General features: G+C 35.8%; 11 protein-coding genes. 5 read left to right on the top strand and 6 right to left on the bottom strand.

What is annotated here, in order from left to right:
* Window positions 1–3 precede the first annotated feature (3 nt).
* A complete protein-coding gene (locus JCM12304_RS00540) occupies window positions 4–7,740 on the bottom strand; it encodes a Cna B-type domain-containing protein (protein WP_060678195.1) in 7,737 nt (2,578 codons plus the stop codon).
* 347 nt (window positions 7,741–8,087) lie between these two features.
* Between JCM12304_RS00540 and JCM12304_RS00535 the strand changes: the two genes are divergently transcribed.
* Both JCM12304_RS00535 and JCM12304_RS00530 read left to right on the top strand, forming a co-directional pair.
* On the top strand, window positions 8,088–9,230 hold the full coding sequence (locus JCM12304_RS00535; protein ID WP_060678194.1) for a response regulator: 1,143 nt from the start codon (window positions 8,088–8,090) through the stop codon (window positions 9,228–9,230).
* Window positions 9,231–9,386: 156 nt separating this feature from the next.
* Window positions 9,387–9,761, top strand: coding sequence for a hypothetical protein (locus JCM12304_RS00530; protein ID WP_060678193.1), 375 nt, complete (start codon window positions 9,387–9,389; stop codon window positions 9,759–9,761).
* A gap of 143 nt (window positions 9,762–9,904) precedes the next feature.
* Here JCM12304_RS00530 and JCM12304_RS18865 read toward each other — a convergent pair whose 3' ends face one another.
* The 3 genes from JCM12304_RS18865 to JCM12304_RS00520 all read right to left on the bottom strand — a co-directional run bounded on the left by JCM12304_RS18865 (window position 9,905) and on the right by JCM12304_RS00520 (window position 10,774).
* The gene (locus tag JCM12304_RS18865) at window positions 9,905–10,045 is read right to left on the bottom strand and encodes a YvrJ family protein (protein ID WP_082387941.1); all 141 of its coding nucleotides are present in this window, start codon (window positions 10,043–10,045) and stop codon (window positions 9,905–9,907) included.
* A gap of 250 nt (window positions 10,046–10,295) precedes the next feature.
* Window positions 10,296–10,511 (bottom strand): DUF2922 domain-containing protein, encoded by a 216-nt coding sequence (locus tag JCM12304_RS00525; RefSeq protein WP_019378074.1) that lies wholly within the window; start codon window positions 10,509–10,511, stop codon window positions 10,296–10,298.
* A 38-nt stretch (window positions 10,512–10,549) separates the two neighbouring features.
* Window positions 10,550–10,774 (bottom strand): DUF1659 domain-containing protein, encoded by a 225-nt coding sequence (locus JCM12304_RS00520; RefSeq protein WP_019378073.1) that lies wholly within the window; start codon window positions 10,772–10,774, stop codon window positions 10,550–10,552.
* A 164-nt stretch (window positions 10,775–10,938) separates the two neighbouring features.
* On the opposite strand from JCM12304_RS00520, the gene tagD reads away from it, so the two are divergent.
* Both tagD and JCM12304_RS00510 read left to right on the top strand, forming a co-directional pair.
* Window positions 10,939–11,328, top strand: a complete 390-nt coding sequence (tagD, locus tag JCM12304_RS00515; protein WP_060678317.1) for a glycerol-3-phosphate cytidylyltransferase — start codon at window positions 10,939–10,941, stop codon at window positions 11,326–11,328.
* A gap of 171 nt (window positions 11,329–11,499) precedes the next feature.
* Window positions 11,500–12,552 (top strand): LCP family protein, encoded by a 1,053-nt coding sequence (locus tag JCM12304_RS00510; protein ID WP_060678192.1) that lies wholly within the window; start codon window positions 11,500–11,502, stop codon window positions 12,550–12,552.
* 55 nt (window positions 12,553–12,607) lie between these two features.
* Here the strand turns inward: JCM12304_RS00510 and JCM12304_RS00505 are convergent, their stop codons facing one another.
* Entirely contained in the window at window positions 12,608–13,684 is a 1,077-nt protein-coding gene (locus tag JCM12304_RS00505; RefSeq protein WP_019378070.1) for a glycosyltransferase family 4 protein, read from the bottom strand.
* A 211-nt stretch (window positions 13,685–13,895) separates the two neighbouring features.
* Entirely contained in the window at window positions 13,896–15,500 is a 1,605-nt protein-coding gene (locus JCM12304_RS00500) for a peptidoglycan-binding protein (RefSeq protein WP_060678191.1), read from the bottom strand.
* Between the two features lie 309 nt (window positions 15,501–15,809).
* Between JCM12304_RS00500 and JCM12304_RS00495 the strand changes: the two genes are divergently transcribed.
* Window positions 15,810–16,532 (top strand): GntR family transcriptional regulator, encoded by a 723-nt coding sequence (locus JCM12304_RS00495; RefSeq protein WP_019378068.1) that lies wholly within the window; start codon window positions 15,810–15,812, stop codon window positions 16,530–16,532.
* The last annotated feature ends 75 nt before the right edge of the window (window positions 16,533–16,607 follow it).

The following is a 16,607-nucleotide window of genomic DNA, read 5'->3' as shown; positions in this document are numbered from 1 at the left end:
GTTTTAGTCTCTTGCAAACTTTCTCTTGTATATCCACAAAGCAAATCCAGCTAATAGGAAACCTGCACCTATCATGAAGATATTGAAAATATTCGTCGCTGTATTAGGCAGTTCATTCCCCGAATTACTTGCGCCTCCTGAAATGGTCGGTTGTGCCGGATCATCCGTGTCCTCCGGATCGTTTGGTGAAATAGGGTCATTTGGTTTTAATGTGTTTATTATGGTAAATCCATTTACTTCGGTATCATATCCATCCACCGGTTTTTCACCTACCGTGTACACGATTGCTTTACCTTCATCGTCAAATTGCTGTAGGCTGGCAAAAGTATACTTCCAATCCATTTCCTTTGTAACCTTCTGGCGCTTCAGTTCCTTATCATTAGCATATAAGATAACTGTGATTGCCTCCGGTCGCTCTGCAGGACTATCATTCTTCCAGATTTTTTCTCCTTCTACCACTGTCACATCTGCACGAAGATTTGTAATATCGAAACCGTTAATGATCGTTTTATAGCCATCAACCGCTTTTTCATTAATGGAGTAATTAATTTCCTTACCTGCTTTATCGTACTTCGGTAAGTCTTTAAATGTGTAACTCCAATCGTCTTCTGCTGTGACTTCTAGTGACTGAACGATTTCTTCGCCATTTTTCACTTGAACCGTAATTATATCCGGACGATCTGCTGATTCATCATCTAACCACGTTTTCATTCCGGACACTTCTGTCGTTTGCTGTGTATTGGTTACATCATGGCCGCTCACTGTTGAAGTATATCCAGTAACAGCGTCTTCTTTGATGGTGTACGTAATTAAGTTACCTTCTTTATCGTACTTGGCCAGGTCTGTAAAAGTGTACGACCAGTCTGTATCTTTGGACACTTCGGCAGATTGTTCCGCAACACCGTTTGCCAGCAAATTCACTGTTATTGTATCTGGGCGGTATCTCTCATCTACTTCCTCCCATGTCTTCTCACCAGTTACTTCGGTTGATTTTTGGGTATTCGTAATGTTGTAACCATCTACCTCTGCCTCATAGCCTGTCGGAACATTCATTTCCTCCACCGTGTAGGTGATTTCTTCGCCTGTTTTATCATACTTTGCTAAATCAGTGAAAGCATATTTCCAGTCTGTTTCAGCTGAGACTTCCAATGTCGCTTCTTTCTCACCATTTGCCAAAAGCTGAACAGTAATGGAATCCGGGCGGTATCTTTCATCAACTTCTGACCATGTCTTCTCACCAGTTACTTTGGTCGATTTTTGTGAGTTTGTGATGTTAAATTTATCTACTGTTGATTTATAGCCTGTTGGCACATCAAGCTCTTCCACTGTATAGGTGATTTCTTCGCCTGCTTTATCGTACTTCGCTAAATTTGTAAATGCATAGGTCCAATTTGTATTCTCAGAGACCTCAACGGTTGCTTCTTTTTCACCATTCGCCAAAAGCTGCACAGTGATGGAATCCGGACGATAACGCTCATCCACTTCTATCCATTCTTTTGTACCAATTACCTCTGTAGATTTCTGCGTATTTGTTATCTTATAATCATCAACATCTGCATCATAGCCTGCTGGAACGTCGTTCTCTTTCACGGTATATGTGATTTCTTTTCCTTGCTCATCATATTTCTCAAGATCACTAAATGTGTACATCCAATCCGTATCAGCCGTGACTATTTGGGTATCAATAACTTCGCCATTTGCTAATAGGTTTATAGTTACATGATCTGGACGGTATCTTTCATCAACTTCATTCCAAATCTTTTCAGCAGTTACTGCAGTTTTTCCAACCCGTAAGTTTGTGATGTTATTATTGGATATGCTCTTTTTATAACCTTCTACCACTTCTTCATCCACGGTATACGCAATTTCTTTCCCTTGATCGTCATACTTCTCAAGGTCTGTAAATGCATATTTCCAGTCAGAATCAGCACTAACAGTGGCTGTTTCATTTGTTTCTTCTCCATTTGCCAGTAACTTCACTGTAATAGATTCTGGACGATCTGGTGAATTATCATCCAACCAGGTTTTTGTTCCTGTCACGTCTGTTTTGCCCACACGAAGATTAGTTATGTTAAATCCATCTATTTTTGTTTCATAACCTTCTAGAGCCTTTTCTTCCACTGTATACGCATATTCTTGCCCATTTTCATCATATGCTTCTAAATCGTTGAACACATATGTCCAATCGTCTTCAGCCTTTAATTGTAAAGTGTCGAAAAGCTCTCCATTTTGTTTTAAATAGACAATAATGGATGTGGGACGATCTTTAGAATTATCATCCAGCCAGCCTTTCGTTACTTCAATTGACTTCTTCTCCGCACGCGTATTTGTAATGTCAAAGCCACTCACTTGTGAATCATACCCTTTGACATCTTGTTCTTTAACCGTATAGTCATATAATTGACCTTTGTTATCATACTTCGGTAAGTCTTGGAAACGATATACCCAATCATCATCTGCTGTCGTTTGCGTTGTGTCTACAACAACATTATTACGTAAAAGATTAATGGTAATCGTTTCTGGCCTGTCGGTAATTTTATCATCTTTCCACCGCTTTTTACCGGAAACTTCCGTCGTACCAACACGAGTATTGATAATATCATATCCATCAATTTTCGCCTCATATTTCTCTGGTACATTTGTTTCTTTAACGGTATACGTGTATGCTGCTCCATGCTCATCAAATTCTGCTAAATCTGTAAAGGTGTAAACCCATTTACCTTGATTGTTCGGCTTTACCGTTTTATTTTTAGAGAATGATTTATCTTCAACTCCATCAATGTTTCTCTTTAAGTTTACGGTTATTTCCTCCGGACGATCTGTTGGGTCTTCATCTTGCCAAATTTTTTCACCCTTGACTGAAACAGTTCCCACACGAAGGTTTTCAAGGTCAAAACCATTTACAGTTGTTTCATAGCCCTCAACTGGAACCTCTTCAATGGTATACGCAATTTCTTCCCCATTTGCATCATACTTATCAAGATCTTTGAAAGAATACTTCCAATCGTTAGCTGCTTTCACTTCTGTTGTTGCTACTTTTCCTCCATTCGCCAACAGTTTAACTGTGATTGCATCTGGACGATCAGCTGACCCATCATCAAGCCATGTTTTTGTTCCTTCGACGGTTGTAGTTTCTGTGTTTGTTATTATAAATCCATTTACTCGATCACCTGTTACAGCAGAATTATAACCATCTACGTTAAGTTCTTCTACTTGGTAATCAATGGCTTCTCCAGCTTCGTCATAGACGCTTAAATCTTTAAACGTTGCTTTCCAATCATTTTTCTCACTTAACTTCACTGTTTGATCTGTAGGTAAAAGCTTTACAGTAACAGATTCATTATCTCCTGAGGAATTGTTCCACTTCTTCTCTACCGTTATATCCGTGATTTTTTCATTTGTCATCACTTTTTCAATAACTTGGTTATCCTCAGTAATGTCAATATCAATCGGTGTTTCTTCCAGTCTATATCCAGCTGGAGCTTTTGTTTCAATTAATTGGTACTTACCAAGGAAAAGGTCATCAATCCGTAGTTCTCCTTGATTATTTGTAGTTAGGTTTTCTTTAACCAGCTCTCCATCTGCTTTAACCAATTTAAATGTTGCGTTTTTTAATGTTGCATCTGTTACATCGTCTTTTTTCACTAATTCTACAGAACCTTTATAACGCTCATTTTTCATTGTAAGCTGCTGATCTTTCGTACTATTAACATTCACTGTAAATTTAATCGGCGTTCCATTAGTACGGTAACCATCTAACCCTTTTGTCTCAACAAACTGATAGTTTCCGGCTTCCAGTGTATTGGATGTTCTAATCTTTCCTTTATCATCTGTTGTTAGGGTAGCAATTGTTTGGTAATCACCAGTATCATCCTGTTTTTGCAGGGCGAATTCCACACCTTTAAGGGCTATGTCTGAATCTAAATCTTTCTTTGTTAAAACGACAGCACCACGTGGTTTATTCGTAACAGATACCTTTACAGGTTCTGGCTCTTTATCTCCAATTACCACTTTATGTTCTGTTGAATCGAGTACAAATCCTTTAGGTGCTTTTGTTTCCTGAACATAATACGTACCAGCTTCTTTTAAATTTTCGAATAAAATTTTACCATCTTGATTAGTTGTCGCTTTTGCAAGTTCTTTTTTGTCTCCGTCGTATAAGGTAAACTCTGCGTCCTGCAATGCCTTGCTTTTATTGTCTGTTTTTATTAGTTCAATTGCATAAACTGGTACAAAGTTTTCAACTCTGTAGGTTGTTTTCGTTTGTTCATTATTTTGTTCGTACTTTTTATCGATTATAATTGTTTGTCTTTCGTTCTTGGTTACATACCCATCAGGTACAACTCGTTCATGTAATTCATATTCTCCGAAAAGTAAACGACCAAAATCAATTTGACCATTTTCATCTGTAGTACCTGATTTCAATACGTTTCCAGTATCAGCATCAATTAAGTCGAACTCAGCACCTTCTAGACTTGTCTCTTCTTTCCCATAAGTGGTATCAACTTTATCAACGACAAGATAGCCTGCTTCACCATTTCCTCCACCTGATGCTAATTGCTTAATTGTTACCGAACCATCTCCGTTTGTTTTACCATCGTCAACTATGTTATCGCCTGTTACTTCATAATTGTTTGTAACATCTTCATTATGTCCAGCAAAGAATAATGTGGAATACTCTACAATAAATGCGCGTTCCACCTCATTCTTCCATATAATCGTAAAGTCCGGTTCTCCTGTTGTATGTGTTAATTGGTATTGCTCTGGAGAAATCTCTTCTCCTTTGGTTGCTTTACCATTTGTATCAACGGATGCTTTATATACTTTAATCGTGTTTGTTAAATACTCCTGGTTAGCAGAAATGGTATCTACCAGCTTTAGATTATTAATCTTTTGCTGCCCGAGATTGACTTTTACAGACCAATGAACCTGTTTCCCGTCTTGATAGCCCGATTTTTCTCCATAAGTCTCTGCTTTAGCAATGCCCACTTTAGCATCTAAGTTAGAAAGATTGGTCTCTCCATCCAATACTTCAGCTTTATTAACATATTCCGTTTGGATATCACTTAATCCAACAAGTGATGTTTTATATTCGATTTTGTGTGCTTTATTTGTTTCGCCAATTGTGACTTGGAATGTATTCTGTTCTGAGTCAACACTTATACCATTAGTAAGTTCGTTGCCCTCCGATATATTCCCTTTTTCATCAATTGCTAGTTCTTTCACCACAATCGAATCTGCAACAATTTTCTGGTTCCCTTGTGGTGCATCTTTAACAATTAAATTTCCGATTTCGTTCTCACGGTAATTCGTGTAAATCGTCCAGGTAATTTCCTTTGTCTCTGGATCATACGAGCCGTTTTTCCAATCATTATTTTTTGTTTTGTTGTTTAGTTCTGTTCCTGCTGTAACCTTTTTCGTCATCGAATCACTACTGCCTTCTGGGGTCCAAGTAATTGCTGCGGTATTTGTTGGCTTATATTCTGGCACCTCATCAGCAACATAGCTCGTTTGATACGTAATGACGATCTTTTTATCGGTAGTAAAATCATTTGGAAACTGAATAGTGAATGGATTATCTCCTGAAATACTAAAATCTTTATAATCCGCTCCATCAACGGTGACTTTAAGTGTATCCTCTTTTAAAGCCAGACCCTCACCCAATGTATCCTTTATGCTAATGTTCTCTATTGGATATTCATCATGATTAATCTCAATCTTCCAATCGATCGTTTTATTTTTATAATCAACCGTTCCAGCTGATTTAGACCCATAATAAGCTCCTACTTGCGTGCCAGATTTAGCTGTCTCTGTGCCAAATCCTGCTGTGTTTGCAACTTCAAAAGGATCCAATACGCGATCTTTCACTTTTGTTTGATAAGTTACTTTATAAGGTTTAGTTGTAGTTATACCAGTTACTTCAAACTGATCTGTTCCAGGCACAAGCTGAGCGCCCTCTGGTAAGCCAACATTTCCTGTTGCATGTGCATCACCTTCTTCATCAATCGTAACTTCTGTAAATTTCAGACTATCTTCAACTAACTCCAGTTTACCTGCTGGTGTCCAAGCATCCTTTAATGTAACATCATTTAAATTTTTCTCATTATAATTAAATTCAATTTCCCATTCGATAACCCCTGTTTTCGGATTATAGCTTTTGGCAGCCTTTTTCTTAATTGCTTCTCCGCGATTAATTGTGGCTGTGGATTTTGCTGAAACATCCTCCAATCGATCATCTGATAGAATAGCATTGTTCGTAAATTCTTTTTTCTCCTCATCCGTAACTGTAGTAACATATTCCACCCGATATGCATCTTTTATATTACCAAGCGGGATGGACAGCTCTCCATTCGCAAACAACTCACCAGTGACGTCAACCTCTTCTGCATCCCCTAGCACATTTCCGTATAAGTCCACTTTCAATTTCGTAACTTTTAAGCTACCTTCCTTATATTCGGTCCCCGCTGGAAGAATGTCTGTAATTGTGGCATTCGTTAAAGAAGTTCGATTTTTATTAATTATTACTTCCCAATTTATTTCATCCGCATTATAGCCTTTATTAGGAGTACCTTTTTTCTCTATTGTTTTTCCTGACTCACCTTGAACAATTGGAATGCGAATTTCTCCCTCTTCGCCAATAGGGTCAATAATCGCTTCTCCATCTTCAACATCAACATTTTTCTCATCTAATTGCGAAATGATTTGGATCCAACCTGTAACATTGCTATGTGTTTCTACATAATCAGTGAATATCAATTCCACTTTTTTATCTTTAGTTATTTTATAAGTAGCAACGGTTAGACCAGTGGCGTCTTTTAGCTCCCCCGATATTTCTTCTATTACCTTAATCCCTTTTGGCAATTGAAATACTTGCTTATCACCTGCTGTATACGTATGGCCATTCTCAAGATTCCAGTCAAGGTTCAGCCAGAACTGATCTTTCGGTTCTAGTAAACTCTCTTCCGTATACGGGTTGCCATCTAAATCAGTTACTGCATCCAGCAGTAAATTAAATCCAGAAACTTCTTGTGCTGCTGGTTGAACCAAGTTTTTCTCTGTTTCAGAGTCTTCCCCATCTACTATTTTTGTATCTTTTTCTTTTGCTGAGTCTTCAATTTTAGTAGTTTCATTAGTGCTTTCAGCGTTTAGCTTTTCTTTTTCCTTATCTGGATTCTGCTTTTCAGTTCCATTCTCTTCTTCTGCTACTGGCTCAGTTGTTGTATTTTCATTTTCATCCGTTACTGGTGAACTCGTTTCCGATTCACCTTCTGGAGGATTCTCACTTGCGTCTTGCTCATTAGCTTTTGTAGAATCTGTAGATTTTACCGCACTTAGCACGATCGTCCCGCTTGCTTCAGGATAATTGTCTATCTCATTAGAAATTTGAACAGTAAGGATACCATCTGATGTTGCCTGATAGGTACCGATTGCGCTTCCTTCTTTTCCTAACTCACCTTCCTGTGGCTCGCTAAATTCCAATTCAGCAGGGAGCTGAAGTTTTTCATTGCTGTCAGCCCGGATGTCTTTGTCCTTTACTGACCAGCCTATGTTGATATGTACTGGCGCACCTGCACTCACATCTTCAAGTTTAACTTTATTTCCTTCTTCATCTGTTAATATGCTGTCTGTAAAAATACTCTGTTGCTTTCCTTCTGCCTTAACTAATGATGGTGAAATCCCACTAATCATTGTTTGAAAAAGCAGCACACAAATAAATAACATACTTAATCTTCTTTGCATTGCTAAGCTCCTTTCTCGATCCCCTAAAATATGTTTACTATTTTTAATCAATACCAAATTATAGAGAAAGAACTTATACAAATACTGAACAAATTTACTTACTTATTTCTACCCGGCACGCAAAAATAGGTATAAATACCTAATTAACACCACCAAGATTTAGATTGCCTCAAACAATTTTTTTGAGGTTATTGCAAATCATGTAATGAATGAATATACTTCACTTATAAGCACCAAATTGTTTATTGGTATAACACAACACGAATTTCTACCTCAGCTAAAACAACTACAAATCTACCATTTAATTCTAGTAAAAAATAACAAACAGCTGAATAGGAGTGGATATTATGAATATCGTTCTGATTGATGACGAACCATTAGCAATGGACCTTTTGGAGCGTCGCTTAAAAGAGCTATATGAAGAAGCGTGTGTGCATAAATTTATTCATTTCGATTACAATAAAAACTCCCATATTCTATATGAAACGGATGTCATATTCTTGGATATAGAAATGCCAGGAACTAATGGACTTGAACTCGCTGAAAAAATCTTAGATACAAACTCGGAGGTGGCCATCGTATTCGTTACTGCTTATCAAGCTTATGCAGTACAGGCATTTGAATTAAATGCATTAGATTATCTTTTAAAACCTGTAGAAAAAGATAGACTAAAAAAGACCTTAGACCGAATTACGTCAAAAAGATATGACCGTTCTGCAGCTTCATATCCAAATAATCATGATAAGAAACTAAGTATCTCTGTATGTGGAGAACTGTCTTTTCAATATAGTAATGAAGAAAAAGAAGTTATCTCCTGGAGAACAGCCAAAGCCCAGGAATTGTTTCTCTATTTATTACATTATTGTGGAAAATCAATACATAAGGCCGAATTGATTGAATTACTATGGCCTGATTATGAACCGGAAAAGGCGTATACCCAATTGTATACGGCAATTTACCATATTCGACGGGCCTTACGTCATTACCGTAAACATATCAATATTAAAAATGTGCAATCAGGATACACATTACAAATAGAAGAAGCACAAATTGACATAAAAAGTTGGGAAAGTAAGCTTGAATCAGCTCCAAAGTTGGAGCTTAGTACCATTGAACTATATGAAGAAATCATGGAAGAATACACGGGCAGTTATTTGGAAGTAAATGACTATATATGGGCCGAGCAAGAAAGATTTCGACTAAGTCAATTATGGGCCAAAACAGCTAATCAGATCGCAGCTTGTTATGAAAAAAAGCATGATCTGGAAAAAGCAATCGAATGGTATGTGAAAATTTGTGAAAGACATCCGGAAGAGGAGCAAGCGGCTTTTCAATTAATGAAAATTTACGCTGAAGTTGATTACGGTGTGCTGGTCCATTATCAATACAAACGACTTAAAAAGGCGTTAGCTGATCTGGGTCTGGAAGTAAATAATCAGATAACATCTTGGTATGAAAATTGGGAAATAGGAAACATGCCTAAGGTTTAGGAGGAATGGAAATGGCAACTCTCAGTTTCATAAAATAGAGGATTGCCCTTCCGATGAAAAGTTTGTATATTAAAGGTAAGCAAAAATTCGCTTATTATGTCGAATGAACTGCTATTTATTTAATTAGGAGGTGATAACAAAAGGAATGATAATCTGATGTTAGAACAAATTATGACGAAAATTGATGAGATGTCGAAGCTTGTTGCCACAAAAGACGATCTAAAGAATTTTGCTACGAAAGAGGATTTAGACAATTTTGCTACAAAACAAGATTGCCAGAGACTTGAAAATAAGATAGACACGAATACTAATAGAATTGATGAGCTAAATGTAAAAATGGATAAACAATATGACCAAGTAAAGCAGAATACGCAGCTGATTGAGCAAAATTTTAAGCAAATCGCCAAGAACAGCGAGCAATTGGATAATTTAACTAAAAATAGTAACCGTCAGGAAGACGTAATTGCGACTTTGGCTTTACGTGCAGTGGAACAGGAAAGTAAACTAAGAAGTCATATTGCACACTCTTAAATTTTATCAATCCGTACTACATTCCCCAAAGTTTAGCATCAACTTCAAGTATTCTCTTCAAACAAAAATACTGCAAACAGTTCAACCAACACGGGGATTGGTTCTTACAATAAAAAACTTCGGCATATGCCGAAGTTTCTTCTTTACTGATTTCTCATATTTTCAGGTAATGCATGAATCGATTCAATTAGCAAATTGAGTTTCCCCTCGATGCGGTGTAACAGATAAAATGTTACCGCTATGGGAAAACCAACATCTGTAATGAAAGGTACCCAGCTTTCCATGATTGTTTCCTCCTTTTTGGCGTGACATCAGCATGGGTGAGTTGGTATAGCATTTTGTGTCTCGAGTGCAGCTCTGTCACGGTATGATGCTTAGCTGTCTCGGATGCTGCTCTCTCTGTCGCGGAGAGGAGCCTCGTTGTCTCGGCCGCTGCTCCTAACCCCTTTCCCATAGATAAACAGGACCAGTGGCCTGGCCGCTGGTCCTGTTTCTTGATCAAACGTTTATTTAATTTAGCGGTTGCCCTTCTATTTACAGAATCTCTACATCTTCAATTGTCTGTTCAACAAGGCGAGCACTTTTTTTAGCGATTAAATCGCCACCGCCGGATGTGAATGCATTTTGTGTGATAATCTCATCCATTGCTGCGTTAACAGCAGCTGGATCAACTGGTTCTTTTGGGTTATCGATCGTATAAGTTACGACCTTGCCATCATAGTTATCAAATTTCAGTTCTAATCTTTTCATTTCCTGACCTCCTTTCTATTAAATTTAAGCTGGATCAACTATCCCTGATGGATATCGGTGCTATCTTTACGATGAACCATGTAAAGTGGGAGCTCCTGCAATCCGGAAATTGCCTCAGCTATAGCGTATAGCTGATCTGCTGTTGCGGCTGTTTTAACATTGTTAAAAGTTTTTGACTTATAAAGCGATTTTCCAGTTTCCAAGTCCGTGCCATTAACAAATACCAGCTGTAATGAGGATTTCATTAATTCTGCTACTGCCATGTGTCTCACCTCCCTTTCACAACTATAATCGTATGTGGTGAGCAAAAGGGGGCATCGGTTTTTATTTTTTGTAATTAAAATTAACTGCGATAACTTTCCTATTACTATTTAATGCTATCAATTTTGTGTTAAAATAGGATGTATAAATTATGGAGGTGAATAGCATTAGAAAAGTTATCACCTACGGAACATTTGATTTGTTACATGCCGGTCATATAAATATACTAAAAAAGGCAAAGGATATGGGTGATTTCCTTATAGTTGGTCTCTCTACAGATCAATTTAATCTTAAAAAAGGAAAAACGGCCTATCATTCGTTTACCCACCGTAAAATTATACTTGAATCTATAAGGTATGTAGACATGATTGTTCCGGAAAAAAGTTGGGACCAGAAAATAAGAGATATAAAATATTATGATATAGATGCCTTTGTTATGGGAGATGACTGGGAGGGTAAGTTTGATTTTTTAAAACCCTACTGTGAAGTTATATACTTACCAAGAACATCAGGTATATCGACCTCAAAAATTAAAAGTGACTTGAATAAAATTTGAATTTCTCCAAGTCATAAAGTTGTAATTAATGTCAAATATTTATTACAGTTCAATATATTTGTAATAAAATTGTGATTTACGATCCACTGATTCCATAGTAAAATAAAAAGTGGTTTTCAAATACTTGATCTAGCCACTTAGGGTAGATCAAAAAATTGAAGGAGAACATTTATGTATAATAATAACGATAATAATCATTCTCGAATGATTAAACGAAAACGTAAAAGAAGATTACGTAAAAGAGCATATATAATCCTACCTCTGATAGCTGCTTTTTTAGGAGTTTTGGTGTATGGGACTTACTTATATATTAAAGCCGATTCTGTCTTTTCGGATTCTTATGAAAAAGACGGAAGAGAAAAATCAGCATTAAGAGATGAAAGAGTTGATCCAAAATTCGATAATGTATCAGTACTTATTTTAGGTGTTGATGCGAATGAGCACAGAGGAAACTCTGAGCATTCTCGTACAGATGCCTTAATGGTAGCGACTCTCAATAAAGATGATAAAAGTGTAAAGTTACTAAGTATTCCTCGTGATACGTACGTATATATTCCAGAAGTAGGTTATGAAACAAAAATTAACCATGCACATGCTTATGGCGGTCCTGAAGCAACAATAGAGACGGTAGAAAATCTTTTAGAGATACCTATTGACTATTATGTAAAAGTAAATTTCCATGCATTTGTAGATGTTGTAGACGCACTCAATGGTATCAAAGCTGAAGTACCATATGAATTTAAAGAATCTAATTCAATGGATAAGCGTGATGCTATTCACTTATTACCTGGAGAACAATTGTTAAATGGTGAAGAGGCTCTTGCTCTTGCACGTACTAGAAAATTAGATAATGATATTGAAAGAGGCAAACGTCAGCAAGATCTTATTAAAGCAATTGTTAATAAAGCTGCTTCAGCCAGCTCTCTGCTAAAATATGATGACATCATTGAAGCTGTAGGAGATAATATGAAAACTAACATGTCATTTAGTGAAATGAAAAGCTTCATTTCATACGGTACCAGTGGTTCTGATTTAGACATCGAAGCTCTGACTCTAAAAGGCTATGATTATCAGCCTGGCAGCACTTATTATTGGCATTTGGATGATGTAGCTTTAGCAGAGACGAGAAGCTTACTAAAGAATCATCTAGAAATAGACACTTCCAACGCAGAAGAGTCTACAACACAAAATGCTGCTCCTGAAAATCAAGAAGAATCTAATTAATAAAAAAAGCTTCGCATCAATTTGAAAAGGATGCGAAGCTTTTTTATTGTGTGGTTTATCTAATTTTCTTTAATCCGACTACTCTTCGAAGTCCGTCAAGCAACGGTTGCCTGTTATAAAGAGTAATCCCGGCTAGTTCAGCTATTAACTGTATTCCCAGTACGATAACTATCAATGTAACTAGAGAAGATAATAGTGTTGCACTATTAAAGATTATCGCCATACAGCCAAAGAAAATACTAAAGGCGTATATTATTAATACTGCTTGGCGGTGGCTATAGCCCATTTTTATTAATTGGTAATGAATGTGCTTCTTATCAGCAGTGGCAATTCCTTGATTACTCATCGCTCTTCGTATAATCGCAAGGATAGTATCAAATACAGGAATTGCAATAACAATAATGGGAACGATAAAACTAAAGAAAGCAACATTTTTAAATAAACCGAGCATAGAAACAATCGCAATAGAATAACCTAAGAATAAGGCTCCCGTATCTCCCATAAAGATTTGGGCAGGGTAAAAGTTATGAGCAAGAAAGCCAATACAACTTCCTATTAAAATGACAGATAGATAAACAACAACTAATCGATAATCCATAATTGCCATTACTAGAATACTAGATAACCCAATAGCTGAAACTCCTGCAGCTAAACCATCTAAGCCGTCAATTAAGTTGATTGCATTTGAAGCTGCAAGAATCCAAAACACCGTAATTAGAATACCCCAATTATCCAAATATACAGTGCCTACTGTGGGAATGGTCAGTTTTTCGATAATCAGCCCAGATTGGACAACCACTAAAGCTGCCGTCACTTGACCTAACAATTTATACAAAGGTTTTAAGTCAAACATATCATCCAATATACCAGTTATAAGCATAATACATGCACCTATGATAACAGCGTTCATTTGTGGGTGAACAGGTTGGATAAAAATAAAACCTGCTGCGGCTCCAATAAATATTGCCAAACCACCCATGCTTGGTTTTTCTCTATTATGTGATTTTCTTTTATTGTCGGGTTTATCTACAACTCTAAATTTTAATGCTATTTTTATAATTAAAGGAGTTACAAGTAAAGATGCTATACAGGAAATGAGAAAAGCCAATATTAATTCACTAATGTTCCACATAGATCCACCTACTTACTATAATCTTAGTTTATTATCAAACTTATTCTACCATAATTCCGAAGAAATTATATCATTCTTTAGTATTAAATTCACTCTTTCGGAAAAATTAAACCTTAAATAAGTCCGATGAAGATGGTTTTGTAAAGTGGCCTATTAAAAATATGATATTTTATTCATATAGCATAACTAGTAATGTTAAAATTGCAACTAACTATTTATACTCCGGAATTTCAAGATAAAGTATGTATGATTCCAATTTTCGATAAGCGTTATAAACAGTTTCAATAGATATAGTGTATTGTTTTAAATACTTGGTGCTCTCCGTATCTGCGTACTTGTTTCTTTCCATAAAGTCAGGATTCCAATACATCTTATAATATGTATTCCTACCAGTATTAATGTATTTATCTTTGTAGTATTTAGCAGCCCCATAAATTGCTCTATCTAAAGTGACCCAGTTCTCTTGAAACCCTCTCTTTATGGCGTCTTCTTGAGTGTCGAAATCCGGGATGAAATTGTATAGGTATCTGTCAGTCTCGGAAGTGTAACCTGGTTTCTTTGTAAATTTGTTATTATGAGCATTTTTTATGTAAGTGATGTTGCCATTACAATCTACTGGTAGTTCAATAAATACATTATTCTTATCTTGTATATTATTTAAAATCTGTAGCATTAAGTATACTTCATTTATCCCCATTTCAGTTCCTGCATTTTTAAATGTTTCTGCTTTTCCTGTCAATAATTGCGAGTTTATTAACAGCTTCTCAAGCTCCTTAACATTAGTAACATTTGTTCTGCCTAAATCAAGAAATTGAAATTTATTCTTATCATCATTTTCTAAATAAACTGGATCAAGGAGTTTCTCAATTTTAGAAAAGGGGATATCATCTAACATTTTGTTACCGCTGCTTATTTGCATCTTAATTGCTTCATCCAAGGTTATATTATATTCTATTCGACTTGCTCTCCCCTTTGTGTCTATCGCTTCTTTGATTCTTTTTAATGTCCTTTCATCCCCAATACCGCTTACAGGTAAATTATAATCTGTCTGAAATTGTTTTAAGTTGTCCTCAGTTAGTTTACTGAATTCATTAGTAAAGTTTACATTATTATATCCCAAAGTATGCAATGACTTTTTTAAATGTAATGTTTTGCTATTTCGTTTATTTCTTTGAAGAGGAGAATTTAAAATACTATTTACTTCTTTTATTGTATGTAAGTCTACCTTTCCAGTAGCTTCTAAGCCATAGTAAAATTGGAAATCTCTTACTCGCTTTGTGGTTTGAGCATCCAAAAGGTATGTCTCCTCCAATTCACCGAAACCTAGCTTATTAAGCTTTTGTTTAAGTTCTAATATCTTTTTATGATTACTTCCTTCGTGGTAAATTTTTAAAAATACTTCATCAATCTTTATACTCGTTGTTCTATTAAGCTCACCAGTTATGGGAAGGTTAAAATCCTCCTGAAACTCTCTTATCCGCTTTTGTGTAAAGCTTCCAAAGTAATTATTAACCTTTATACCACCATACCCTATAGCATTTAATTTTCGTTTTATTTTTACTACCTCATCGTGATTATTTTGTAATTGAATAGTGTCGGAATGATCCTCCAATTCTTTTATTGGTATGACATTGTCAATCTTATTACTTTTAGTACTTCTTCTCATGAAAATACTCATTTTAAATAAGATATCCTTTGACAATTCAACAGATCTATTAATTAATATTGATAGTGGTGAATAATTGCTCTGGGAGGCTTTATTTTTATAATCTACATCAGTTTCTTCTTCCTCTTCTCCTAGCGCATTATTATTCATAAATATCCCTCCTATAACTTCAAGATTTTAATTGATCCAAAATATTATTCAAACATTGTGATTATAACACGCTTACATAAATGTAAACAACATAATTAGGACTTTAGGCCTCATTATCATTTTTATAATTCAAAATCTCCCATTTATTTAAATACATACCCTTGCATAAAACCAAAAGTTTAAAAAAATAACAGTAATTTTGTTGTTAACGTATTAATCAGAGTGCTTCCCACGACATATGCCAATACAAAATGTTGCTTCCTATATGTTATTCTATAAATAAAGCAAATTTCAAAAAGGAGAAACTATATGCCTTTAAATTATAATAACTCTATTCCACTTTACGTTCAGTTAAAAGAAAAACTAATTCATAATATAAAGAAAGGGAATTACGGTCCGAAAATTCCCAGTGAAAGAGAAATAATGGATGAATTTTATGTAAGTCGAAGCACAGTTAGACAAGCGGTTGCTGAATTGGTTAGTGAGGGCTTTCTTGTAAGGAGACCAGGTCGTGGTACTTTCATTGCCTTAAAACCTATTCATGACTGGCTAGGTAATTTAAGCAGTACTACTGAGACAATAGAAAAAATGGGTATGCAGTCAGGAGCAAGGCTACTGGATACGCAGATAATTAGCTTATCTCCCAACCTGCAAAAAATAACTGGTTTAACAGAAGCTTTTCATTTCAAAAGACTTAGATATGCAAACCATATCCCAATGGGAATTGAGAATCATTATTATCCCATCACTTTGGGCAAACAAATCAGCAAATATGATCTGAACAAAGAGACAATTTATGATTTACTAGAGACAAAACTTGGAATACATACCTTTGAAGCTGAACAAGTTATAAGAGCAGACATCCCATCAAAGGAAGAAGCTTCGTTAATGAACATTTCCCAAAAGTCAAGTTTACTAGTTACCGACCGAAAGCTTGTCGATATTAATAATCAGTTTGTAGAGTATGAGCATGCTTTATATCGAGCGGACATGTATTCTTTTAAAATTAAATTATCACGAAAGAATTCATAAAGGGACTTAATTGTAAGTCCCTTTTTTATTTTGTGCTTATTCTTCTTTATTTTAATAATACTGGTACGAATATTA

The sequence above is a fragment of the Virgibacillus halodenitrificans JCM 12304 genome (genome assembly GCF_001310895.1).
GTDB classification, from domain to species: domain Bacteria; phylum Bacillota; class Bacilli; order Bacillales; family Amphibacillaceae; genus Virgibacillus_Q; species Virgibacillus_Q halodenitrificans.
Note: the sequence above shows the minus strand (reverse complement) of the source record. Positions and strands in the feature narration are given on the sequence as shown.

Bases quoted from the DNA above. Each gene is read 5' to 3' on its own strand.
- JCM12304_RS00540 (WP_060678195.1), bottom strand. From the start codon at position 7,740: ATGCAAAGAAGATTAAGTATGTTATTTATTTGTGTGCTGCTTTTTCAA.
- JCM12304_RS00535 (WP_060678194.1), top strand. From the start codon at position 8,088: ATGAATATCGTTCTGATTGATGACGAACCATTAGCAATGGACCTTTTG.
- JCM12304_RS00530 (WP_060678193.1), top strand. From the start codon at position 9,387: ATGTTAGAACAAATTATGACGAAAATTGATGAGATGTCGAAGCTTGTT.
- JCM12304_RS18865 (WP_082387941.1), bottom strand. From the start codon at position 10,045: ATGGAAAGCTGGGTACCTTTCATTACAGATGTTGGTTTTCCCATAGCG.
- JCM12304_RS00525 (WP_019378074.1), bottom strand. From the start codon at position 10,511: ATGAAAAGATTAGAACTGAAATTTGATAACTATGATGGCAAGGTCGTA.
- JCM12304_RS00520 (WP_019378073.1), bottom strand. From the start codon at position 10,774: ATGGCAGTAGCAGAATTAATGAAATCCTCATTACAGCTGGTATTTGTT.
- JCM12304_RS00510 (WP_060678192.1), top strand. From the start codon at position 11,500: ATGTATAATAATAACGATAATAATCATTCTCGAATGATTAAACGAAAA.
- JCM12304_RS00505 (WP_019378070.1), bottom strand. From the start codon at position 13,684: ATGTGGAACATTAGTGAATTAATATTGGCTTTTCTCATTTCCTGTATA.
- JCM12304_RS00500 (WP_060678191.1), bottom strand. From the start codon at position 15,500: ATGAATAATAATGCGCTAGGAGAAGAGGAAGAAGAAACTGATGTAGAT.
- JCM12304_RS00495 (WP_019378068.1), top strand. From the start codon at position 15,810: ATGCCTTTAAATTATAATAACTCTATTCCACTTTACGTTCAGTTAAAA.